This window comes from Streptomyces sp. NPDC007971, from assembly GCF_042958635.1.
Classification (GTDB): domain Bacteria; phylum Actinomycetota; class Actinomycetes; order Streptomycetales; family Streptomycetaceae; genus Streptomyces.
The window spans coordinates 65648-87658 of record NZ_JBIBJK010000015.1 but is presented as its reverse complement, the minus strand read 5'-3'; the positions used below and the strand labels follow the sequence as shown (position 1 = coordinate 87658).

Here is a 22011-nt window from a genome sequence, read left to right as displayed (position 1 = left end):
AGATATGTCGGGTTTATGGTGATTTGCGTATTACCGTTCCCGCATGCAGATGAACACTCCGCGACGGAGCACGATGCGACTGACGCGCCGGGGCAAGCTCGTCCTCCTGGTGCTCGGCGCCGCCCTGGCCGGCACCGCCGTGGTGGTGCCACTGCTGAAGCTGACAGGCGGTGACAGGAAAACGAAGCCCACCATGCTCGTCATCCCGGAGGGCTGGCGCGCCAGCCAGGTCTACGCGGCCGTCGACAAGGCGCTCAAGCTGCCCCCGGGCAGTACCCGGAAATCCCTCGGCAAGGCTGCCCTCAAGCTGCCGAGCGAGGCCGGGGGCAACCCGGAAGGCTACCTCTTCCCGGCGACCTATCCCATCAAGAAGGGCGCCACCCCCGAGTCAGTGCTGAAGTTGATGGTCGACACGGCCGACGGGAGTTTCGGCAGACCACCGGTGGCGGCCGGGGCGCAGCGCAACGCGATGAACGTCTATCAGACCGTCACCATCGCCAGCATCGTCCAGGCCGAGGCCGCCACCAAGGCCGACATGGGAAAGGTCGCGCGGGTCATCTTCAACCGGCTGCAGCGGGGCATGCCCCTGCAGATGGACTCCACCATCAACTACGCGCTGAAGCGCAACACCGTCCACACCAGCGTCGACGACACCCACCTGCAGAGCCCCTACAACTCCTACCAGCGCATGGGCCTGCCGCCCACGCCGATCGACAATCCCGGCCCGGACGCCATGCGTGCAGCGATCACCCCGCCGCCCGGCAACTGGCTCTACTTCGTCACGGTCAAGCCCGGCGACACCCGCTTCACCGCCGACTACTCCGAGCACCTGCGCAACGTGGCCCAGTTCAACGCCGGTCGGCAGAGCAAGGGACAGTCCCAGAGCCCCGGCCTGAGCGCGCAGCAGTCTCCTGGTGTGGAGCAGAGCCCCGGCGAGCAGCAGAGTGCAGGCACGGAGCAGTCTCCGGACGCGCAGGAGACCCCAGGGGCTCAGCAGAGTCCGGACGCACAGGAGACCCCGGGGACGGAGCAGACTGCGGGGACGGAACAGACCGACGGCATGTAGCCGTCCCGTTGAGCCGGCGGGATCTCAGGCGGCGAGCGGCTCCTCGGCCAGCAGCCGTCTGATGTCCCGCACGGCCGCGCGCCCGGCGCGGTTGGCGCCGATGGTGCTGGCCGAGGGCCCGTAGCCGACGAGGTGGACACGCGGGTCGGCGACCGTGCGGGTCCCTTCGACCCGGATCCCGCCGCCCGGCTCGCGCAGTCGCAGCGGCCTCAGATGGTCGAGCGCGGCCCGGAAGCCGGTGGCCCAGAGGATGACGTCGGCAGGGGCGTGCCGAGGGTGCGGTCCGTCGTCCCACTCCACCCCGTCCGGGGTGATGCGGTCGAACATCGGCTGCCGGTCCAGGACGCCGTCGGCCAGGCCCTGCCGGATCGCGTCATTGAGCGGAAGCCCGGTGACGGAGACCACGCTCCTCGGCGGCAGACCCTGCCGCACCCGATCCTCCACCAGCGCCACGGCCGCCCGGCCGACGTCCTCACTGAACGGACCCTCGCGGAAGACCGGGGGCCGCCGGGTCACCCAGGTGATGGCGGCTGCGTACGGGGCGATCTCCAGCAGGTGCTGGGTACCGGACGCGCCACCGCCCACGACCACGACCCGCTGTCCGGCGAACTCCTCGGGCCCGGCGTACTGCGCGGTGTGCAGCTGCCGCCCCCGGAACGTCTCCTGGCCGGGATAGCGGGGCCAGAACGGCCTGTCCCAGGTGCCCGTGGCGTTGATCAGCGCACGAGTCGACCAGGTGCCTTCCGAAGTCTCCACCAGCAGCCGCCCGCCCTCGCCCTCCCGCACGGCCGTCACGTCGACGGGGCGCCGTACCCGCAGGTCGAAGGCGCGCTCGTATCGGTCGAAGTACGTCCGGACGACGTCCGCCGAGGGCTGTGCCGGGTCCGCGTCCGTCAGCTCCATGCCGGGCAGCGAGTGCATCCCGTGCACCTTGCCGTACGTCAACGACGGCCAGCGGAACTGCCACGCGCCGCCCGGCCCGGGGGAGTGGTCGAGGACCACGAAGTCGCGGTCCGGCTCGAAGCCGGTGCGCCGCAGGTGATAGGCGCTGGACAGTCCGGCCTGTCCAGCGCCTGTGACGACTACCTCGACCTCGCGTGTTTCGTTCACGCCCCTGCCAACAGCGCTCGGGTCACCGATCTTCCCGGCCGTTCGACACCCGCGGCCGACGCGGTCCGGTACCCGCCCTCAGCCCTTGGCGGAAGTCGTCGGCAGTGGCAGGCCGCGGTTGAACCGCGTGTCCACGAAGGCGCCGCAGCACACCTGGGGATGATCTCGAGAGGTGAAGGTGCCGGCGATCTGCTGCTGCCGCGGTGACGGACGGCAATGGCCACCCGCGGCAGGCCGATACGACCGCGGGTGGTGAGCAGGGCGGAATGCAACATGCGGCCGAAAGTGACCAGATGGGCGCCACGGTCAACGACCTCTCGCCCCATGGACGCCCTGTGGACCCCTCGTGCCGGCGATCCGTCGCGGCGGGACGCGTGAGACCCGGCGTATGGGCCAGGATGGGAGCATGTCAGATGCCTTCACCACGCGGATGCTGCATGTCGCCACCGGTTCCCGGGAGCGGGTCGTCGATCTGACCTCCGACTGCGAGCAGTTCCTGAGCGAGGCCGCGGCAGGCCGCGACGGTCTGCTGAACATCTTCGTGCCCCACGCGACCGCCGGTATCGCCGTCATCGAGACGGGCTCGGGCAGCGACGACGACCTCCTCGCCGCCCTGCACACCCTGCTCCCCGCCGACGACCGCTGGCAGCACCGGCACGGCAGCCCTGGACACGGCCGCGACCACGTCCTCCCGGCGTTCGTCCCGCCGCACGCGACCCTGCCGGTCATCGGCGGACGCCTGGAACTGGGCACCTGGCAGTCGGTGTGCCTCGTGGACACGAATCGGGATAATCCAGACCGCCGGGTGCGATTGAGCTTCCTGGGTGGAGTTTGATCGGTCGAAGGATGGTCGCGTGTGGGCGAGAGACGGGCAGGGCGGGCTGATGATCTTCACTGCCTGTCCCATGAGTAGATCTACGGCACGTCACGGTCCTTCACCAGCCTGCTGACCACCGCCGTAGCCTCCCGGTGCTCGGCTTCGAACGTCACGCGGTCGCGCTCGACAAGACGCTGGTAGACCACCAGCGACTCATGAGCCACCTTGGCAGCCCAGGCCGTTGCGACACCTCCGCCGAACAGCATGCGCGCGACGGCGTAGAGCAGTCGCGCCGTCTGCGGTTCGTGCACGACCGGATCGGCGGCTGCGAGTTGCCTGCTCAGAGTCACCGCCTCGTCAGCGGTCTCCAGCACCTCGGGCCAGCTTTCAGCGCCTGCCAACGCGACACCCAGCTTGCCCAGCGCCGTTACCAGGTCCGGTGCGAATGCGGCGTCGGTCTCGTTGAGCCGCCGCAGGTCCTTGACCGCCTCCGCGCAGGCGCTTGCCATGTGGTGAAGGTTCACGGGCTCGGACAACACGGCGGCGAGATGGCGATGCGCCATGGCAAGCTTCCGGTTGTATCTGGCTGGGTTCCCGGCGGCCAGCCGACGGAAGATGAGGACGGCGTTCTGCGCCGTCCCGGCGGCTTCGCCATGGCGTCCGACGGTGTGGAGGGCACCCGCGAGATTGCCGAACGCGTCGGCGAGAGAAGGCTCGAAGCGTGGCGGATCGGTGCGCGCGAGGCCGAGAAGGAGGTGTACGGACTGCTCGCACGCATGGAGCGCCTGAGCGGGCCGATGTGCCGCCGTCAAGCACCGGGAGAGCGACATGCAGGCACTGGCGAGATCTGAACTCTGTCGGATTGCGTCGGAAGGCACCGGGCCGCGTGTACTCGGATCCGCGCCCGCGAGCGCCCGAAAGCCCTCGACCGCCTCGGTGGCCGCGACGACCCCTTCGTCGACCCTGCCGGTGTCTGCGTAGATGCAGGCGAGCTGCTCCAGGCTGTGTGCCAGGGCTGCCCGACGCCCGCTGTTTCCGGAGGCTGCGAGACGCCGCCGGATCTCGGTCGCCCGGCTGATGTGCTGGACAGCTTCGGCCGACCGGCCGGCGCGCCGGAGATGTTCGCTCAGCTTGGTCAGTGCCCTGGCCAGTTCGGCCTCATGGCTGTCGGCTTCGGTGGCGCAGAACTGTTCCAGGATGGCCATGGCCTCCCGGTCCGCGTCCAGCGCGTCGTCCCAGCGATGCAGATGCCCGAGGCGACTGCTCAGATTGAGCAGAGCGGTCGCGAGTGCCGGCTTGTGTGCGAGTCCGTCTCGAGCTGCCAGAACGCGCCGCAGCTCCACCGCTTCACGGCCTGCGTCCAGCGCCTCGGTGTCCCGTCCGACGGCGACGAGATCACGTACGAGGTTGGCCAACGCACCGGCGAGCGCCGGCTGGTGTGCAGCGGGGTTGGCGTTGGCCATCCGACGGTAGATGGCGACGGACGCCTGGCACGCGTCGAGCGCGCGCTGCCGTTCCCCCGTGTCGGCCCAGAGTTGCGCGGCGGCGTTCAGGGCCGTCGCGTGTCCCGGCTCCCAGGTGGCCGGCCGGGCGGCGGCAAGCCGAGCCCACAGGGCGAGGGCGGTCTCGATGGCCTTCAGAGCCGCTCCTGCCTGATCGCCTCCGGCCAGCGCGAGGCTCTGGTTGTGCAGCGCGATCGCCAGGACCACGTTGGCTTCGTCGTCCTTAGGCGCCCCGGGCCGGTACAACTTCACCGCCTCGGTGGCCGCTTCGAGTGCTCCGCCGGCCGACCCGACTCGAGCAGCGCGTTGCTGTAGGTGGCGAGTGCCGCACCGAGGCCGTTCGTATCCACGTCCGTTCGGCGGTAGATCTCGACGCTCTCGCGCCCTGCTTCGATCGCTCCCGCCCTCCGGCCGCTCGAGAGCAGCGCGGTGCTCAGCATGCTCAACGCGTTGGCAAGGCCGCACGCGTTCTCGACCTCGCCGCTCCGGGCGAGCCGACGCCACCAGGGGATGCTCTCGTTCAGTGTGTTGACCGCGTCGGCGAAGCGGCCGGCGTTGATGAGTCGGTACGGGATGTCGGGGTGCAGGAGCTGGATCAGTCGGGACGGCTCGTCCTTCGCCGCGTCGAGGCGATTGCGGGTGCGGAGTTCGATCGCGCTTGCCATGGCCGCGTCCAGGTCGGCGTTCGCGTGGTCGGGAAACCGCTCCACGACAGCTTCCAGGACGTCATGGGCGAGGGCCGGCATTTCGGCAACCGCGTTCAGTCCGCCGCCCCCGGCGTCGACGGCCAGGCCTGGATCGTCCCGCAGCAGCGTGTTGACCACGGCCGCCGTGTGCGGCCACCGGAGCGCGGCCGCGGCCAGAAAGGTCACCGAACGCGGGGTGTGGGCCGGGGCCGTGCCCTCCGGGTCGCGGGCCAGCAGGTCGGTGAGGGCGTCGAGCGCCCACGGATCGGGGTCGTATCCTTCGACGTCATGTCCGGGCAGGCTGAGCGCAAGGAAATCCTCGGCGAGCCGGTCCGGGTAGAGCGGCTCGAGAACGCTGCCGGCGTCGAGTGGCGGATAGCAGATCCGTTGGTCGTCGAGCAGCTGCTGGACGGACTCGAGGCCGGCGCCCCTCAGCGCGGCCACGCCGGTTCGTCGGGGCTGCGCTCCGGTGAGCGTGGCGACGAACACCACTCGGGCGAGTTCGCGCGGGCATGTCCGGAAGGGCAGCCCAGCGTCGAACAGACGCCGCCAGGTCATGTGTTCACGGTCCAGGAGGTACGCGGCGAGTGCCTCGGGCCGGTCCGGCAGGGAGGCGCTGCCGGACCCGGCGTACACCGCGACCAAGGCCGCCATGTGCACGGTCAGCACGGTGTCGTAGGTGGAGTCGTCCGGATCCCTCAGCGCGGCCGGCGCCACCGCATAGGCGGGACAGGAGCCGGAGTCGGTCGCTGCGGCAGGTGCGGTGGCCGAGCTCGGGGGGGTCCTGCAGAGCAGTTCGGCGAATCGGTCGCGCGCAACGTCGAAGAACCGTTGCCGGTCGGCGGCCGTGGCGCCAAGGCTGGTGAGCCGTTGTTCGCCTGCTTCGGCGTGCATCTCGGCGAGCTCGCCGCGGACGGCCGGCCACCACTGCACGCTGCGTCCGATGAGCAGTACCCGGGTACAGGCGGTGTCCCGCAGGTCGGCGAAGAACTGAACCAGCTGCGAGTGCGGCCACCGGTCGGCGTAGTCGACGACGAGGAGGACCCCCACTCCTTCGGCGCGGTCGTCCGGCGCAAGGCCGGGCAGAGTGCCACGGGAGGCTGTATCAGGCGCGGTCGTGTCGCGCGGAACCGGGTGCAGGCGTGCGCTCAGCACCCGCCAGCCCATCTTGGCGCTCTGGGCCGCGAAGTGATGGGCCAGGCGGGTCTTGCCCTGGCCACCCGCCCCGTGTAACAACCGAACCGAGAGGAATCGTGCTGGTCCGTCCCGCCATTGCACCAGTTCGCGCAGCTCCGCCTCTCGACCGGTGAAGGGTACGACTTCGGCGCGGGCGTCCAGGAGCCGGCTCGGGGCCCCACTCAGCCACAGGGGATCGACAGGTGCCGCCGTCGCCTCGATCGGATCGAGGCAGTAACGGGGCGGGGGAAGGTAGAACTGGTTGACCTGTGTGTTGTGGTCGCCGACCTGCATGCCCATCGCACCCTGGGCAGCAATGCCGTCGGGTGCGGTTGGCGCAGCGTCCGTCTTCGGACGATGCGCCGGCTCTGGTTCGTCAGGAGAGGCAGTGGAGTCCTTGGTTGGGATGGTCACCGACCTGCACACTCCCTTGCTCCTGCGCAGACCTGTCTGGTACCGGCGGGGACCGTGCACTCTGGTCCACCGGCTTGGCTGCCACGGCCCATCGAGAGGTCCGTCAGTTGAACGTGTTCGTCTGGTGGTTCTGATTTCCGACCTGAACGCCCTTGGCTTCCCGGGCGTCGACCGAGTAGCCACTGCCCTCTTGGCACAGAAGTCCCAACTGCGCCAGCAGCGCCCTCGCAGCTGCCACGACCTCCTCGTCGCGGTCGACACCGGCAGCAGTAAGCTCCTCGCCCAGCCTGGCCTCCCACGCCCCCGGCGCAGCCTCGCTCGCGCTCAGGATCCGCACAGCCGACTCACCACGTTCGGCCAAACGGCGGCGGACCGACTCGCGCAGTCCCGCGTATGCATCGCGGATCGCGCTGCCGGCCGTCTCCGTGACACCCGCGGACGCGCCGGCGGCCAAGGCCGCCAACACCAGCTCCACCCCAGTCATACAACCCCCCCACGAGACGAGGCACGTCGGTTTCTTTCGATGATACGAACGCCCCCCGGCGACTGGGGCCAGGAAGGCGGGAAGTGCCGCGAGGAACTCTGTGCGACTCCACCGTGTCCGGCACGCTCGATTCAGGGGCCACCTGTGACGGTCGGCTGGGGCCGGAGTCGGCCGAGACGCACACGACGCCGGCGAACCCGAGGCAGACGCGCGCCGAACAAGCCCCCCGAGTGGTGCGGCACCGTTCCACGCCCAGGGCATGTACGTCTCGTTGCAGGACACCGACCTGGCCCGTGGCTTCGCGTACATCCGCCTGTCCGCCCTCGACCGGCAGGCTGCGACTTCGAACGGCCCTGTACATCGCTGCACCATGCAGTCAGGACGGCGGATGCGGTCGCTGACCGGCCATGATCGCTGCCCCGGAAGTCTCTTGTCGGCACGGCGGGGACAGAGCGGCTGTCTTCACAGCGAGTCCGACCGAGAAGGCTGTCGGTGGAACGTGCCGCAGGCCGAGACCCTGGGGGAGTCCCGGCCCGCAGCCTCGAACTCGCGCTACTTGCCCTCGAGTGCCGCCACCAATTGCGGCAGGCCGCCGTCGGCCACGATGAGGGCCAGGTGGTCGTGGAAATCCCTGCTGCTGACGATCAGGCCGTCCCGGACCCGCAGCACCTGGATGTTGGCGACCTCGAAGTTCCGCTCGGTCGCCCGGTGGTGCACCTGGTAGGTCCATTCGGCGACGATCACCTCCGGGTCGTCGGTCTCCCGGATCACCACATCCGTCGCGGTCAGCTCCACGGGCGAGTTTGCGGAGACCTCCGCGAACCGCTCCATGAGCGTGGCCCGGCCCTCGAACCGGCGCGGCCCGACCGGCTGGAAGACCGTCTCCACCACGGCTTCCTCGGCGTAGAGCTCGGCCAGCTGCGAGAACCGCCCCGCGGTGATGCCCTTGAGCAGCTTCTGGAAGACCTCGCGCGGTGACAGCGTTTCAGACATGATCAACCCCCGGTCGGATTCGCCGCTAGAATCGGACTAGCGACTCCGGTTTCAAACGATACGGACTGGCGACTCCGGTTGTCCAGGGGCAGCTCTGCCATCGGCGGGGAAGGGTGGGAGAGGTGAGCGGTGCTCAGGAACGCCCGCTGCGGGCGGACGCGGCCCGTAACCGGGCCAAGCTGCTGGACGTGGCCACGGAGGTGTTCGCCACCCGTGGCGTCGGCGTGCCGACCGAGGAGATCGCCCGGGCCGCCGGGGTCGGGGTCGGCACGCTCTTCCGGCACTTCCCGACCAAGGAGGCGCTGCTGGAGGCGGTGATGGTGCGCAGGCTGGAGGCGATCGCCGTGCGGACCACGCAGCTGGCTGCCGAGTCCGAGCCTGCAGAGGCGTTCTTTCGCTGCTTCCGCCTGGTGATCGACCAGTCCGAGGGCAAGAACGAGTTCGCCCGGGCGCTCGCCGCTGCCGGGGTGGACGCGCACGCGGCCCTGCAGGAATCCAGCGAGGTGATCCGGGCACGGCTGGCCGGGCTGCTGGCCGGGGCCCAGCAGGCCGGGGCGGTCCGCCCGGAGCTGGGCCTGCCGGAGCTGATCGCCCTGATGGTGGGCACCGGCGCGGCGATGGAGCACCTCGGGGCCGATCCTGCGGCCCGGCAGCGGATCTTCGATGTCGTCTTCGACGGACTGCGGCCGCGCTGAACCGGCGGCGTGTTGGCATCCCCCGGGCCTTGTGCGTCGGAGCGCGGGTCAGCCCGCCGTCGCGAGCATCGGCGGCACTCGCCCGTGCCGCCGGACCGGTGTCCCCGGCCGGGAGTTCCGGTCCGGCGGCGGGCTCCGTTCAGTCCTCGGGCCGCTCGGACGCCAGCAGCTCCCGGAGTTCGTCCATCGCCTCCCGGAGCCGGTCGGCGAACGTCCGCATCTGCGCAGCGACCGCCATCGGCGTGCTCAGGTAGAGGTTGAACCGCTCGGGAAGCAGCACATAGGCGACACCGATGCACTGGCTGCTGGTCGACCCGAAGCCGAAGTACTGGATATTGACGGACGGCGCGGAGCTCGTGCTCAGGTAGTCGTCCCGCATGGTCAACCAGCCCGGCGTCCGGTACAGCGCGGGCTGCTCGGTCACCCCGAGCTCGGCCCCGCGCCGGCGCTGGATCAGCTCCAGCTCCCACAGGTGCTGCTCCGGCACCTGCCCGGCCTGGCACGCCTTCGCGCGCGCCACATGGGCCTCGGTGGCCGCCCGGAACGCGGCGCGCCGGGCGTCCGCGTCCGCTGCCGGGTCCTCCATCGCCGCCACGAAAGCCACCATCTCGGTGGTGACGACGCGCATCGCCTCGGTCCGCCCGTGCCGGTACTGCCGGGTGGCGATCGACTCGTACGTGGCGCCCAGGTGCCCCTTGGCGCGCTGGTGGGCGAGCTGGTAGGCGGCCTGGACGAACGCGTCCGGCGAGACCCCCAACGCCTTGGCCGCGCTGCTGCCGAAGTCCGCGAACGACAACGTTCTGGTCGCGGTGTTCTCCCCGTACGCCGCGAACGCGTCGGCGGCGGAGCGCACCTGGGCCCGCAGCGCGTCGTCCAGTTCGAACACGATGGGCTCCAGCGCCGGCAGCCCCTGGGAGCGGGCTCCGGACTGCCGGGACTGCTCCTCGGCCGGGGTATTGAGCACGGCGTCGGTGAAGTTGAGGATCGTGGTCCCGTCCAACTCGCAGTGCTCGACGTTGATGCCCGCCCGTCCATTGGCGAAGACGACGAAGGACACGGCCTTGTCGAACCAGCGGTTGCCGCGGTCGCCGTACAGCAGTTGGTCACAGGCGTCCTGGGTGTCGGCGGGGGCGAAGTCCTCCAGAGCGACGCAGAACAGCGCGGTCTCGACATCGTCAAGGGCGTCGGCGTTGCGGGGGTGGCAGGCGACAAGGGCCTCCCGGGCGGCCGCCCACTCCGCGCGGGCCATGGTGGTGAGGTGGCCCACCGAGGTGTCCGCGCCGGCCGGGTCGGCGCCGGCCTTCATCACGGCGCGCAGTCCCGCCTCGATGTCATCCAGGCCGTGCGGGACGCCGTCCGGCCCCAGCACGTCCAGCCGGAACATGCCGCCCCGGAAGAACACCACGATGTGCCGGGCCTCGGACGGGCCCGGCCACTCCTCGGTGTAGGGGGCGCGGACGGTGTCCTGCTGCGCGCCGGGGATACGTGTGGTGGAGAACAGAAACCTGTTCTGCACCATCGACTGGGGCGCTCCGCGCTGCACCGCCGGTGGAATCAGTCCCTGATCGAGCTGCCGCTTGTAGTTGAGGGCCCCGGCGACGAGCCCGGCCGCCCGTTCCACCTGCGCCTGGTCGGAGTCCTGGAACAGGAAGAAGAAGTTGGCGTTGAGGGCGATCCGGTCCCGGCGGCCCAGGTACCGGTAGGGCCAGAAGGTGTCGAGCCAGCTGTGCACACCCTCCGTGGCGTCGTATTCCTCCAGCGCAGCATGCAGCACCCGGCCGGGGCCGTCGGGTCGGAGGAAGGCGGTCACCTCCGCCTCGGTCGCCGACCGCTCGTCGGCGGTCAGCAGCGGCGTACACCAGGCGAGAAACCTTTCGCAGCTCGCCTCCAGCGTAGGCAGCGGCACGCGGGGGAGGCTGTCCTCCTGGGCGAAGGTGGCATTCCCTGACGCATCCTGACTGATCTTCAACTCTGTTCTCGCTTCGGATCGTTGGGACCTGTGATGTCGTGCGGCCGGGAAAGATAGAGCTGTGCGTACAGCCAGCCTTCCGTCTCCAGGCCCTGTGCATCCACCCCTGCGGCCGACATGTTGTCGAGCACGAGCGCCTGCTCCTGCGGGGAGGCGAACCGCCGCTGTCTGAACACCTCGTCGACGCGTATGGTCCGGTAGCCCAGACTCGCCAATGCTCGTTCGACGGAGTCGAACGGGAACATCCGCAGCACGAAGTGCGCCATCCAGGGCCGGCGGATGCCCTGGGCCCGGACGACTCGCGTGAGCGTCCGCTCGGTGACGTAGCCGACGCAGCCCGTCGAGATCACCAGGTCCGTACCCGAGAGCTGGGCGCGCTGTCGCGGTGTGGGCTCGTGCTCCTCCAGGTCGGCTTGCACCGCGTCGTCGAGGAACCCGGCCTCAAGACCGTAGGACAGCGCGCTGCCGGAGGCGTCGAGGCCGACGAAGCGGATCGCCTGCGGGGGTTGGCGCGACCGAGCCAGCTCCCGGTCGCGGGCCAGCAGAGCCTCGCGGCTCTCACCCGCACGCTCCTCGTCGCCGTAGCGCGCGTACAGCTCGTCCATGGTCGCGTCGTACTTCAGCAGGGCGGCGTTGATTCCGTACGAGCAGCCGATGTCCAGCACCTTCGGTACCGCGACGTGCCGGGACTCCCGGTACTCCGTGATGATCTTGGCGAAGTAGGGCTTGGCCTGCTGTGGAACGCAGTAGTCGAGCGGGCGCAGCACTCTGAAATAGGTTCGCGGATCGGGCTGGTCGTAGATGTGGTCGAGTGAGACTTTTCCGGTCACGTCGAAACGCACAGGGCTTACTCCTCCGTGGGATCGCGCAGGGGGAAACGGCCTATGGCGACTACGCGTTCTCGCCGCCCGCTAGTCCAGGAGCCGGTCGCCGCGGACCGCCCGGCCCTCGGCCGCCAGGTGCTCGGGCAGTACCCGGCCGAAGAGCTGCCGGGTCCGTTCCACGCTTCCGATGACGCCGGGGCGCTCGCTGTAGGCGAAAATCGCGGAGTGGCGCGCGACCTCGCCGCGCACCGGGCTCACCCGGTGCAGCGAGTAGCGGCCTTTGAACAACTGAAGGTCACCAGGGTGCAGGGGGAGGCTCCGGGTCAACCGCTCGCCCCGGCCCTCCACCACGTCCCGGACGTCGTCGAAATTCTCGTCCTGCGCGGTCCGGATGTTCGGGCAGTACTCGAAGACGCCGCCGGCCTGCGCTTGCTGGGTGAGCATGCTCACGGTGAACTCGTTGGTGTCGAAGTGCCAGGGGTGCTCCATGCCCGGCGCGATGACGTTGAGAACCAGCCCGGAGAGCGGGTCCGCCAGTTCGTGCAGCTCCGGCAGTTCGAAGCAGCGGGCGATGAAGTGCCGGAACGCCATGTCGGAGTAGAGCCGGCTGATGAGGGAGTCCGAGGGAATGCGGTCCCGTGCGACGAACGCGTTACCCCGCTCGAAGGTCTTTTGGCCCGGATGGTCCTCCGGCAGTGCCGAGTCCACTGCGATGTTGTAGACGTTCACCGTCTCGGTGTCGTGGTGCGCCCGGGGGGCGATGGCCGAGCACTCCTGCCGCAGCACATCGCGCAGCGACGGGCGAATGAAGTCCGGCAGCACGGTGCATCCGAGAGTCGACAGGTCGTGCCGGGCACGGGAAACCACGGCCTGTCCCCGGGCGCTCGCGAGTTCCGACAGGGGATAGCGAGCCGTGTCGACTACCTGATCAAGCGTCAGGGCTTCGAAAGAGCGCATTCGATCCTCTCCACAGGCGGGCCGCCCCTCTCGCCGGTTCCCCGCCGGCCCGCGGTTCCGCCTCTTACGCACACAGGGGACGAGTGGCGCGATCCGTGCGGTCGGCCGGACCTCGCTCTCGACTTTTCAGTAACTCGGCTGACAGGAAGGGCACTTGAAGTTCCCACAGTGGTGCAGTGTTGTCTGTATGCGACGCGTCACACTGCCCGACTGCGCGTTCCAGCAGGCCTTCGCGGGTTCGGCACGGGCCGACTGTCGCGCAGGAGCCGCAGCGGCCGGTCGGGCTCTTCGCGGTCAGTGGGATCACCATGTCGTCCAGCGTGCCGGTGCGGCGGACGGACGAGGGCAGCAGCCGGGGCCGGAACGTACCCGGCCGGGGTCGGCATGATGCGCCGCCATGGGAACGGGAGACGACAGTGATGAGGCGTACGTGGTCGGCCTGTGCAACCGGATGCTGGTAGAGACGGGCTTGCCCCAGCACAAGTTCGACTGGTTGCTGGGTGATCCCGGGCCGGGCGGTCGACACATCCTGGCGTCCCGACTCCGCTTTCAGCAGGTCGGAGGTAGGTCTCTCATCCGTGAGGGGGCGGCCTTCCGTGCGTCCGGGGCTGCTGCAGCCGGGCCGCGAGCTCCCCGGGCAGGACGTCCCGGTTTGCCGCAGTGAGCTGGATGACCTCGATGTCGGCGCGCCGCTTGAGGGCGTCGGTGAACGGATCGCGGTGCGTGTGGACCGTGGCGACGACGTCGACCTCTGCGACGAACAGCGCGTCGACCGCGTGCCGGAACGCCGTGCACGCCAGTTCCATCCGCCCCAGCTCGTCGATGAGTACCAGCCGCCCTGTTGCCTCCCCGGTTGCTGCCGGCCCGAGCGACGGCAGCGCCAGTCGTTCCATGACGCCCGGGTCGACGCCGTATTTCCCTACCCGTGGCGGACCGGGCAGGTCGACATGGGCGAGCACTTCCCGCCGGCCTGCCAGGGTCTCCAGGGCGAAACCGGCGCGGGCGCCGGATTGCCGGATCTCCTCCGTGGTGAAGCCGGTGGCCGCGTGGGTGGGCAGCAGCGCGGCCAGCCGACGCAGGGCGGTCGTCTTGCCCGCGCCGGGGCGGCCCTCGAGCAGGATCCTTGTCGGCACACTGCCATCTTCCCCCCCGCTTCCCGAGGCGCCCCGTGATCGGGGAGGCGCAGCGCGTCGGCGTCAGACAGGGTCCCCGGGTCGGCGTCAGGACGGGGTCCCCGGGTCGGCGTCAGGACGGGGTCCCCGGGTCGGCGTCAGGACGGGGGTCTCCGGGTCGGCGTACCGCAGCAGGGCGCCCACGCCCTCGTACAGCCTCAGCTCGCTCTCCGGCACGACGACCAGCTCGGCACCGGTGCCGACGAGGGCCCGGACGAGGGCCTCGTCGGCGCGTTCCTCGCGGGGGGCCCGGACGCCGAAGGACATCAGCTCCGCCTCGGTCAGGGCGAGCTGAGTGGGCTGGGAGCCCGCCCAGAGCCGCAGCGAAGACCCTGGCGGCCGGTTCAGCAGCAGTGCCGCGACCTGGCCACGCTGGAGGGCGGCGACGGTGGCGGCCAGCCCCTCCGCCACGGGTCCCTCCAGAGCACGCCGGCCGATGAAGATGTCCACGAGTTCCCGGTCGTGCGCGGCCATGCGGCCGCGGAAGACGCCGTCGAGCTGCGGCTCCAACAGGGCGCGTCCGGTGTCGGTGGGGGTCCGGCCGCCCACGCGTACGACCTTGTCCCGCAGGGCGTGCGGCAGGCGGCGGATCAGTACGTTGCACGCCCACTCGTCACCGCCCACGACGACGGCATCGGCATGGGCGCGCCGCGCCCATTCGTCCAGTCGGTGACCGAGCCGGACGGAGGTACGGTGCCAGGCCGCCACCGCGACTCTGCGGTGCAGCCGCTCACCCGGGGTGACAGTCGACACGGGCCAGGTGCCGGCCTCCGCCTCCACCGTCACCCAGCCGTGGGTCCCGGCGGTCGGAAGGCCGCCGTAGTGAACGACTACGGCCATGTAGGGGATCTCCGGAAGGTGCTGGGCGACCAGGGGCATCGCGTCCGGCAGGGTGCTGTAGCGCGCGGAGTCGTGCTCGGGCGGCCTGGGTAGTTCCCCGTCCAGGACGAGCGTGCCGTGGGCGGCGAAGATGGCCTGACCGTGCACCCCCGGCACCTCTGTGTCGGCGCCGACCACCTCCTCCAGTACGTTCAGCAGCGCCCGGTCCGAGCCCTGACGGGACAGGCTCTCGCGCAGCCGCCCCCAGCGCAGCGCGATCGCCCGGTCGGGATGCTCGACGTTTCGGGAGGTGTTCAGGTACACGGAGGCGAACGGGCCCGGCTCCGCGTAGAGGGGTTCAAGGAACGACAACCTCATCGCCACTCCTCGTCGATGGTCTCCCCTCCTTGATGATGCGCGCCCCGGGGGCGATGGAGCTCGACGAGCGCAGAGCGGTGCGGAACGCGGGTGGTCAGGCGTCGGCCGGCAGCAGCCGGCCCATCGTGTGCATGGTGGCGGCGACCAGGCCGTCCGGCACCGCCAAGGTCGGCGGACACGAACGCCGACAACCCGGACCGTCGGGTCCCGGTTGAGCTTCCTGGGGTGACTCTCCCGCCGCCCGAGGAGCAGCTTTTGTCGGTCGGTCGCTGGTCAGGGACGTCGAACGTCGTGTGGTGCGTGACGGAATCGAGGGGACGAGGGCGACCGTCCCGGTAGCTGCGTGATGCGGCGTCAGCAAAACCACGGGTCAGACGGCTTGTCGGCCTGGTCGCGGGATCGCCACGCGCTCCACCTGATGCGTCATCGAGATCACATCCCCTTGCGCGCGCGTCCGGTGTGTTCTGCGTGTTCTGCGTGTTCCGGGGGGCCCGGGAGCTGCGTCGGCGTGGGTCAGCACGTACTGACCCCGATCGCCCGGCTCGGCGGGACGTGCCCGGGCCTCACCGGAGCGGGCGGCGCCGGAGTCCAGTGGTCCTGCGGCGGTCGTCGCGTCCTGGCGGGCGACGGCCCCGGCACGGTGATCTCGGCCCCGCCGGCCGCTGCGTTCCTCACTGTCCGCGTTCACCGCGTGATCCGCCGATGTGGGCGAAGCGACTCCCGGTGTTATTCAATGAGGTGTGTCGTCAGGGATCTCGGGCCCCGTCGGACGGGTCCGAGTACGGCCCCGGCGCTGCGCCGGGGATTGCTGAGAGAGCCGCATGGACTCCACACCCTCCCCATCGTCCTCTTCGCCGTTCGACCTGGTCAGCAGCGCCCTGGGGCGCTACATCCCGGGCGGCGGAGCGGCAGCGGCATCGGACGCCGGTCCTGCCGACGAGGAGGGCGACCGCACCGCCGGTCGGCGCGTAGCCGACAAGGCGCCAGGCGGCGGTCAGGATCAGATTCTCGGCGCGGTCAACCTGGACCGGGACCTGAGGATCAGCCGCTGCAATCTGGACGCCCCCGTGTTCGCGGGTCTGGACGCGGTCGTCGGGCGCCCTTTCGTCGATCTCCTGCCGCCCGGGGACGTACCGACGGTCACCCGTCGCCTGCGCCAGGTCCTGGAAACCGGTGAGGCGCACGTCGCCCGGATCCAGCGCCTGCGGCGTGGCGACGGGTCGGAGCTGGTGGTCTCGCTGAGCATCCTGCCCGCCGCGGCGCCTCAGGAAGGCCTGACCGTCTCCGTGATCGCCATGGCCAGGCGGCTGCACCTGTACGCCGCCGAGACCGCGATCGGCACCTCGCTGGACATCGGCGAGACCGCGCAATCGCTGGCGGAGTCCCTGCTGGCCTGGGGAGACGTGGCCGCCGTCGACCTGGATTTCGCCGTGTGGACGGGCGAGGGAGTCGCTGGGCGGGAGCAGGGGCGCATCCGGCTACGGCGGGCGGCCCTGGTGCCGGACCGCGCGTGGCCCGAGGGCTACGTGACTCCGGGCGACGATCTCCCCAGCGACGCGAGCCGCCTGCTGGCGCAGGCGGTACGGAGGGACGATGCCCCGCAGGCCATCGTCATACCCGACCGGGAGGCGGTCGAACGGGTGCTCGGCGGTCCGCGAGTGATGCGTGCCCTGGTGCCCGGTGACCGGTCGGCGGGCGTGGCCTGCATACCGCTGGTCCTGGACGGCCCGCCGCCCGTCGTACTGGGCGTGGCGGAGGTCTGGCGCCGGGCGGACCTCCCTTTCCGCGACAGCGAGCTCTTCGACCTGCAGGAATTGGTGGCCAGGACCGTCCATCACGTCGACCTGGCCCGTCAGCACCAGCGCGAGCACACCCAGGTACTGGCGTTGCAGCGCCGGCTGCTGCCCCGGACCGGCGGCGACACCATCGAGATCGCCAGCATCTACCAGCCCGCCACCCCCGACAGCGCGGGCGTCGGCGGCGACTGGGTGAACAGCTTTCCGCTGCCGGACGGCCGTACCGCGCTGGTGGTCGGTGACGTCGTCGGGCACGGCCTGGGAGCCGCGGCGACCATGGGCCAGCTGAGCATGGAGGCCCGCGCCCTGCTGTCCGCGGGGCTGGCGCCCGACGAGGTGCTGGAGCACCTGGACGAGACCGTGTCGCTTCTCGACGACGCGGAGTCCGGGCTGGCGGCCGGCTACAGCGCCCTCGGGTCGACCTGCTGCATCGTCCTCTACGACCCGGTCAGTCATCACGTGGCGCTGTCCAGCGCCGGTCACCTCCCGCCGGTCCTGGTGTCCCCGGACGGGCACGCGGGCCCGCTCCCGGTCCGCCCTCATCCCGGTCTGGGCGCCGAGTTCGCACTCCGGGAGCCATTTGACGTGCACACGTTCGGCGTACCTCCGGGCTCCCTGCTCGCCCTCTACACCGACGGCCTGGTGGAGGATCCGGCCCTGTCGATCGACGAGGGCATCGGCAGGCTGTCGGACGCCGTGTCCTCGGTGCACCCCTGGGACCCCCTGCAGCAGGCCGCACGGCGCGTCGTGTCCGCGCTGGCGCCCCCGCGCCAGCGCGACGACGTGACCCTGCTGCTCGCGCGCATGATCGGCTACCGCAAGGGGGACACCGCGACCTGGCGGCTGCCCGCCCGCGACGACGCGCCCGCCCGTGCCCGCGCACAGGTCAGCGCATTGCTGCGGCGATGGCACACCAGGGACGACACCCTGGACAACGTGCTGCTGCTGATCAGCGAGCTGGTCACGAACGCGGTGCGCTTCGCCACCGGCCCTGTCACGGTACGGCTGATCCGGGCCGGCCACGGCCTGCTGTGCGAGGTGGGGGACACGGGCAACGGCAGGCCACGTCTGAGCCGCGGCGGCCTCCTGGACGACGGCGGTCGTGGCCTGTACGTCGTGCACAGGCTCACCACCCGGTGGGGGGTGCGGTGGACGGACACCGGCAAGGTGGTCTGGGCGGAAGTCGAGAGGCGGGGCGGCTGAAGGGGGGCGGTGGAGCGGCCGGCGTGCGAGAGCGCGACGAGGGCGCGGGAGGCGTGCCCGTCTGCCGGCCGGCGCCACCGACGGTACGGGCGGTGCCACCGACGGTACGGGCGTCGCCCTCAGCGGTACCGGTGTCGAGTACCGGTGTCGTGACCGGCGATGCGGGCGGCGCGTTCGCCGGTAGGGGTGGCTCAGGCTCGCCCTACAGCCACTCCCCCTCCAGGGCGGTGGCGGTGAGGCCCGGTGCCGCCGCGTACAGGACGGCGCGACTGCCCGGCTTCTGCCCGGCGTCGTGGGCCCGCCGCATGATGTCGAACACGGCGGCGCCTCCGCGGTTGCCGCTGGTGTAGCTGTCCCGGCTGTAGTCCAGCAGCCCCGACGGCCACGCGTCGGGCATCGTCTGCTCCATGTACTCCAGCACCCGGGTCCCGCCGGGGTGCGCGAGCAGCACGTCGGGGTGCCAGGAGTCGGGGTCGTCCTGGAACCGGACGCGCAGCCACTCCCACATCGCGGTGACCGTCTCCTGGACGGCGCGCGGCCCGCGCCGGTCCATCACGAAGTGGGTGCCGTCCGACCGCGTGTCCAGGCGGTGCAGGTCCTGGGTGCCGGGCAGGGTGTGGTGCCAGGCGGAGTCCAGCCGCAGCACCGACTCGCGCCTCGGGCGGCCCGTGACCACCGTGGCGACCGCGGTGTCCGCGAACAGCAACCGGACGATCAGGGACTCAAGGGTGTCGTCCGCGGGCTGGTAGGTCGTGCTCAGCGCCTCCGATATCACGACCAGCACCACCCGGTCGGGGTCCGCGGCCACGAGCTCCGCCGCCAGCGCCAGGGAGCGGGTCCCCGCGATGCAGGCCCACTGGGTGGCCGGCAGCAGCATCACGTCGTTGCGCAACTGAAGCTTGTTGGCCAGGGAGACGTCCAGACCCGGCAGCGCCGGAGTGGTGGAGTGGCTGGTGATCAGGCAGTCGACGTCCGCTGCGTCCAGCCCGGCGATCTGCAGGGCCCCGCGCGCCGCACGCTCCCCGTAGGACTGCACGGCCTCCCAGGCCGGAGCCGTGCGCTCCTGGACGGTCTGCGGCGTGGGTATCGCTTCGAGGGCGGCTGTCACACGGTCCACGTCCTGCTGGGTGAACCCGTCGCGCGCCAGCGCCTCTTGGGCCGGTCCGACGCCGACAGCCCCCAGGCCGCTGCTCTTGCCCGGCGCGACGGCGGTCTCCAGCGGCAGCATCCACCCACGGGTCCCGATGCCCGTACTGGCCGCGATGCCGTCGATCCGAGGCGCCCACGCCGCGTGCGGGTGCCGCTCGCGCACCTCCGCCACGATCTGGCTGGTCTCCACGGTGTGCTCGCCGTGTATCACGGCAGGAGGACAGAGGTAAGCGGCCATAATGGTGCACCTTTCCAGGGGAAAAAGCAGAAATGCCATGAGTGCTGTGTCATGGGTCACTTTGGAACCAGATGCCCAAGAAGCAGCTGATAGGCCCCACTTAGGGAGTCGGTATCCGGTTCGAGGATGGACGCTAAACGGACATTTCCGCTGTGATGAAGACAACTTAGGCAGCCTTTGGGGGGCGTGACACGGCCCACACCGCTGAAACAGGGGCTCTCCGAGCGGATCCGCCGGTCCTGCCTGACCTACCGTCAGTCAGGAGGCTTCCCGGGTGCTACCGCCGGAGCCGGGCGACACCCCCTGGCGGCATGGACCGACTCGACCACGGAGACTCTTCGTGAGCGTGAGCGTGAGCGTGAGCGTGAGCGTGAGCGTGAGCGCGAGGCGGTGCGCCGCGATCGGCACGCTGTCCGACGCGACACGCCATCGAATGCGAGCCCGAGGCGGTGGATCTCGCCTTCGGTGCACGCGGCCGTCACCAGGGCGCCGGGCCGGTCAGCCTCGGCCGCTCCATCCGCAGCCTCTCCCGGAGGCACGTGATGTCGGCGATCTCACGGTGCCGTCGCCGAGGTGCTGGGCGGCCTGCGCCTTGCCCACCTCGCCTGGCCGACGCCCAAGGGCTGTCCCGCAAGAGATCCCCGGAGCTCTGCGGTCGGCTACCCCATGACCGCACGGGCCGTGTCGAGAAACGCCGACCGGTTGCCCTCCAGGTAGTCGCGCACGCTCTCGCCGTCGGGCAAGCCTTCCCACACGGTTCGGTTGAGGTCGAGGAAGTGTGCGTGTGCCGTGTCATGCAGGGGCGGGGGGAACTGGACGCGGATGAGCCGGTCCGCGACCCAGAAGCGGTACATCACGTCCCGGGTCGTGAGGTACCAGGCGTCGGTCTCCTCCCACTCGGAAGGCCGGGTGTACGCGCAGCGTTCCGCCTCTGCCGACACCTCGATGAACCGCTCCAGCAGCGCCAGCCGTTCAGCGCGCCGGGTTTCCGACAACGCGATCTGCTGCCGTTGCCGTTCAGCACGTTCCGCCGACAGTTGAGTCCTGTGCTGGACGAGGTAGGACAGCATGCCGCCGAGGACGACGCCGCCCAACGATATGAGTGACACCCAGACCTGACCTGACATGACGATCATCGTCCCATGACGCCGGTCGTCGAGGAGATCTCGCTCTGGCTGGTGTGATCACGGCGTCGCAGCCGTGCTGGACCGTCCCGTTCGACAATCTGAGGCTGCGTCGGCTCAGTGCTCCCTGCACGCATGGTCGTCCGGACACCAGGTGCCCTGCGCGCCTGGAGGCCGTGGTGCAAGGACTTGGTGCCGCACCCCGGCGTGGGCTTCTTGCCCGGCCATGCAAGGGCAGGGCGGGGCAAGTCGGCTGCAAGTGCCCTGCAACTGGGCTGCGAAGACTCGGTTCCATGGCGTCGAGCAACACGTCCGGCTCCACCGTCCACTCCATGCACCCGCGAGTTGGCGATGATCCACCAGGTGTTCCGCCGCGAGTCGCACCTGCCGGCCGAACTCGTCCAGGACGTGCGTCCCGCCGACACCGCCCACGCCCGGATCCTCGCCGAGCACTGGCGGCTGTGCGTCGTCGGCCTGGACGCCCACCACACCGGCGAGGACGAGATGCTGTGGCCGGTGTTGCTGCCCCCCGAACCTCGATGCCGAGCAGGTCCTGGCGATGGAGGCGCAGCACTGCGAGCTACGGAGGGGATCGCCGAGGTCCAGGGGCTCATGGACCGGTGGCAGGCACAGGCCCTGCCCGAGGACCGTGACGAGCTGGCCGAGGCACTGCGCAGGCACCACCGGTAGCCGTCGGCGACGCTTCTGCCAAGGTCGCACCCTGGGCCCGGTAGCCGCGGCTGCACCGACCGGATCGAGCGGCCTGCCCCAGCCGAGGGGAGGCGGGAGTGGCACCCGCTCGCTCGGCGCAGGCCCGGCGCCCCTGGCCCGTAGGGGCAGGGCGCCGCATGCGGGCGGGAATCCGCGTGCGGCCCGACAGGGATTCGCGCCGCCACAGGCTTTTTGCAGCTATTGGAGTCGACGCGGGTCGGCGTGGCGCGCCGGTGTTCCCGTGAGGCCGGGGACATGCACTGAGGGTGAAGCTAGTGCCGATGCGTGTATCGTGCTAAACTTACTGCTAGTTGCAGTTGTGGTTCCCGAAACTTCAAGTGCCTCGGCGACTGTATGTCGTGGGGCATTTTTGTATCTCCGGTGCTAATCCGGACGGGGTTCATCGTGGCAACGCAGGGGTTCACACGGTGTGGACCCGCGGGCACTGTCCCCGAGGAGATGTGACATGGCTACTGGCACCGTCAAGTGGTTCAACGCGGAAAAGGGCTTCGGCTTCATCGAGCAGGACGGCGGCGGCCCGGACGTCTTCGCCCACTACTCGAACATCGCCACCCAGGGCTACCGTGAGCTCCAGGAGGGCCAGAAGGTGAACTTCGACATCACGCAGGGCCAGAAGGGCCCGCAGGCGGAGAACATCACTCCCGCCTGACGTCGAAGCGTATGAGATATCTGGGGCCCCGTCCTGCGATGGGGCCCCAGATATTTGC

Annotated in this window: 17 protein-coding genes and 1 pseudogene; 6 read left to right on the top strand and 12 right to left on the bottom strand. The window is 70.3% G+C overall.

Features of this window, described 5'->3' with window-relative positions; translation table 11 throughout:
• Positions 1–43: 43 nt before the first annotated feature.
• Positions 44–895: pseudogene (gene mltG, locus ACFZCP_RS29300) on the top strand (endolytic transglycosylase MltG); the annotation flags it as partial.
• 195 nt (positions 896–1090) lie between these two features.
• Here the strand turns inward: mltG and ACFZCP_RS29295 are convergent.
• On the bottom strand, positions 1091–2176 hold the full coding sequence (locus ACFZCP_RS29295) for an NAD(P)-binding domain-containing protein (protein WP_391432388.1): 1086 nt from the start codon (positions 2174–2176) through the stop codon (positions 1091–1093).
• 406 nt (positions 2177–2582) lie between these two features.
• Here ACFZCP_RS29295 and ACFZCP_RS29290 point away from each other — a divergent pair, with 406 nt between their 5' ends.
• Positions 2583–3011 carry a secondary thiamine-phosphate synthase enzyme YjbQ gene (locus ACFZCP_RS29290; protein WP_391432385.1) on the top strand — a complete coding sequence of 143 codons (429 nt, stop codon included), beginning with the start codon at positions 2583–2585 and terminating at the stop codon, positions 3009–3011.
• Positions 3012–3091: 80 nt separating this feature from the next.
• Here ACFZCP_RS29290 and ACFZCP_RS29285 read toward each other — a convergent pair whose 3' ends face one another.
• The 4 genes from ACFZCP_RS29285 to ACFZCP_RS29270 all read right to left on the bottom strand — a co-directional run bounded on the left by ACFZCP_RS29285 (position 3092) and on the right by ACFZCP_RS29270 (position 8248).
• A complete protein-coding gene (locus ACFZCP_RS29285) occupies positions 3092–4702 on the bottom strand; it encodes a tetratricopeptide repeat protein (protein WP_391432382.1) in 1611 nt (536 codons plus the stop codon).
• A gap of 41 nt (positions 4703–4743) precedes the next feature.
• Positions 4744–6657: a hypothetical protein gene (locus tag ACFZCP_RS29280; protein ID WP_391432379.1), complete on the bottom strand. Its 1914-nt coding sequence runs from the start codon at positions 6655–6657 to the stop codon at positions 4744–4746.
• 217 nt (positions 6658–6874) lie between these two features.
• Complete coding sequence (locus ACFZCP_RS29275; protein ID WP_391432376.1) at positions 6875–7255, bottom strand: hypothetical protein; 381 nt, start codon at positions 7253–7255, stop codon at positions 6875–6877.
• Positions 7256–7807: 552 nt separating this feature from the next.
• Entirely contained in the window at positions 7808–8248 is a 441-nt protein-coding gene (locus tag ACFZCP_RS29270) for a nuclear transport factor 2 family protein (protein WP_391432373.1), read from the bottom strand.
• 122 nt (positions 8249–8370) lie between these two features.
• Here ACFZCP_RS29270 and ACFZCP_RS29265 point away from each other — a divergent pair, with 122 nt between their 5' ends.
• Positions 8371–8943, top strand: a complete 573-nt coding sequence (locus ACFZCP_RS29265; RefSeq protein WP_391432370.1) for a TetR family transcriptional regulator — start codon at positions 8371–8373, stop codon at positions 8941–8943.
• A gap of 139 nt (positions 8944–9082) precedes the next feature.
• On the opposite strand, the gene ACFZCP_RS29260 is transcribed toward ACFZCP_RS29265, so the two are convergent.
• The 5 genes from ACFZCP_RS29260 to ACFZCP_RS29240 form a co-directional block, all read right to left on the bottom strand.
• Positions 9083–10849 carry a choline/carnitine O-acyltransferase gene (locus ACFZCP_RS29260; RefSeq protein ID WP_391432367.1) on the bottom strand — a complete coding sequence of 589 codons (1767 nt, stop codon included), beginning with the start codon at positions 10847–10849 and terminating at the stop codon, positions 9083–9085.
• Between the two features lie 59 nt (positions 10850–10908).
• Complete coding sequence (locus ACFZCP_RS29255) at positions 10909–11754, bottom strand: class I SAM-dependent methyltransferase (protein ID WP_391432364.1); 846 nt, start codon at positions 11752–11754, stop codon at positions 10909–10911.
• Between the two features lie 69 nt (positions 11755–11823).
• A complete protein-coding gene (locus ACFZCP_RS29250) occupies positions 11824–12693 on the bottom strand; it encodes an arpA protein (RefSeq protein ID WP_391432360.1) in 870 nt (289 codons plus the stop codon).
• Between the two features lie 572 nt (positions 12694–13265).
• The gene (locus ACFZCP_RS29245; protein WP_391432357.1) at positions 13266–13826 is read right to left on the bottom strand and encodes a nucleoside-triphosphatase; all 561 of its coding nucleotides are present in this window, start codon (positions 13824–13826) and stop codon (positions 13266–13268) included.
• Between the two features lie 87 nt (positions 13827–13913).
• The gene (locus tag ACFZCP_RS29240) at positions 13914–15062 is read right to left on the bottom strand and encodes a hypothetical protein (RefSeq protein WP_391432353.1); all 1149 of its coding nucleotides are present in this window, start codon (positions 15060–15062) and stop codon (positions 13914–13916) included.
• An 821-nt stretch (positions 15063–15883) separates the two neighbouring features.
• Between ACFZCP_RS29240 and ACFZCP_RS29235 the strand changes: the two genes are divergently transcribed.
• A complete protein-coding gene (locus tag ACFZCP_RS29235; protein ID WP_391432351.1) occupies positions 15884–18061 on the top strand; it encodes a SpoIIE family protein phosphatase in 2178 nt (725 codons plus the stop codon).
• Between the two features lie 202 nt (positions 18062–18263).
• Here ACFZCP_RS29235 and ACFZCP_RS29230 read toward each other — a convergent pair whose 3' ends face one another.
• Both ACFZCP_RS29230 and ACFZCP_RS29225 read right to left on the bottom strand, forming a co-directional pair.
• The gene (locus ACFZCP_RS29230; protein ID WP_391432347.1) at positions 18264–19448 is read right to left on the bottom strand and encodes a type III polyketide synthase; all 1185 of its coding nucleotides are present in this window, start codon (positions 19446–19448) and stop codon (positions 18264–18266) included.
• 659 nt (positions 19449–20107) lie between these two features.
• Positions 20108–20584 carry a hypothetical protein gene (locus tag ACFZCP_RS29225; RefSeq protein WP_391432344.1) on the bottom strand — a complete coding sequence of 159 codons (477 nt, stop codon included), beginning with the start codon at positions 20582–20584 and terminating at the stop codon, positions 20108–20110.
• Between the two features lie 339 nt (positions 20585–20923).
• Between ACFZCP_RS29225 and ACFZCP_RS29220 the strand changes: the two genes are divergently transcribed.
• Both ACFZCP_RS29220 and ACFZCP_RS29215 read left to right on the top strand, forming a co-directional pair.
• The gene (locus ACFZCP_RS29220; RefSeq protein WP_391432341.1) at positions 20924–21262 is read left to right on the top strand and encodes a hemerythrin domain-containing protein; all 339 of its coding nucleotides are present in this window, start codon (positions 20924–20926) and stop codon (positions 21260–21262) included.
• A 487-nt stretch (positions 21263–21749) separates the two neighbouring features.
• Positions 21750–21953 carry a cold-shock protein gene (locus ACFZCP_RS29215; protein WP_311699250.1) on the top strand — a complete coding sequence of 68 codons (204 nt, stop codon included), beginning with the start codon at positions 21750–21752 and terminating at the stop codon, positions 21951–21953.
• Positions 21954–22011 lie beyond the last annotated feature (58 nt).

Coding starts and splice junctions, on each gene's coding strand:
- ACFZCP_RS29290 (WP_391432385.1), top strand. CDS start 2,583: ATGTCAGATGCCTTCACCACGCGGATGCTGCATGTCGCCACCGGTTCC.
- ACFZCP_RS29280 (WP_391432379.1), bottom strand. CDS start 6,657: ATGGGCATGCAGGTCGGCGACCACAACACACAGGTCAACCAGTTCTAC.
- ACFZCP_RS29275 (WP_391432376.1), bottom strand. CDS start 7,255: ATGACTGGGGTGGAGCTGGTGTTGGCGGCCTTGGCCGCCGGCGCGTCC.
- ACFZCP_RS29270 (WP_391432373.1), bottom strand. CDS start 8,248: ATGTCTGAAACGCTGTCACCGCGCGAGGTCTTCCAGAAGCTGCTCAAG.
- ACFZCP_RS29250 (WP_391432360.1), bottom strand. CDS start 12,693: ATGCGCTCTTTCGAAGCCCTGACGCTTGATCAGGTAGTCGACACGGCT.
- ACFZCP_RS29240 (WP_391432353.1), bottom strand. CDS start 15,062: ATGAGGTTGTCGTTCCTTGAACCCCTCTACGCGGAGCCGGGCCCGTTC.
- ACFZCP_RS29235 (WP_391432351.1), top strand. CDS start 15,884: ATGGACTCCACACCCTCCCCATCGTCCTCTTCGCCGTTCGACCTGGTC.
- ACFZCP_RS29230 (WP_391432347.1), bottom strand. CDS start 19,448: ATGGCCGCTTACCTCTGTCCTCCTGCCGTGATACACGGCGAGCACACC.
- ACFZCP_RS29225 (WP_391432344.1), bottom strand. CDS start 20,584: ATGATCGTCATGTCAGGTCAGGTCTGGGTGTCACTCATATCGTTGGGC.
- ACFZCP_RS29220 (WP_391432341.1), top strand. CDS start 20,924: ATGATCCACCAGGTGTTCCGCCGCGAGTCGCACCTGCCGGCCGAACTC.
- ACFZCP_RS29215 (WP_311699250.1), top strand. CDS start 21,750: ATGGCTACTGGCACCGTCAAGTGGTTCAACGCGGAAAAGGGCTTCGGC.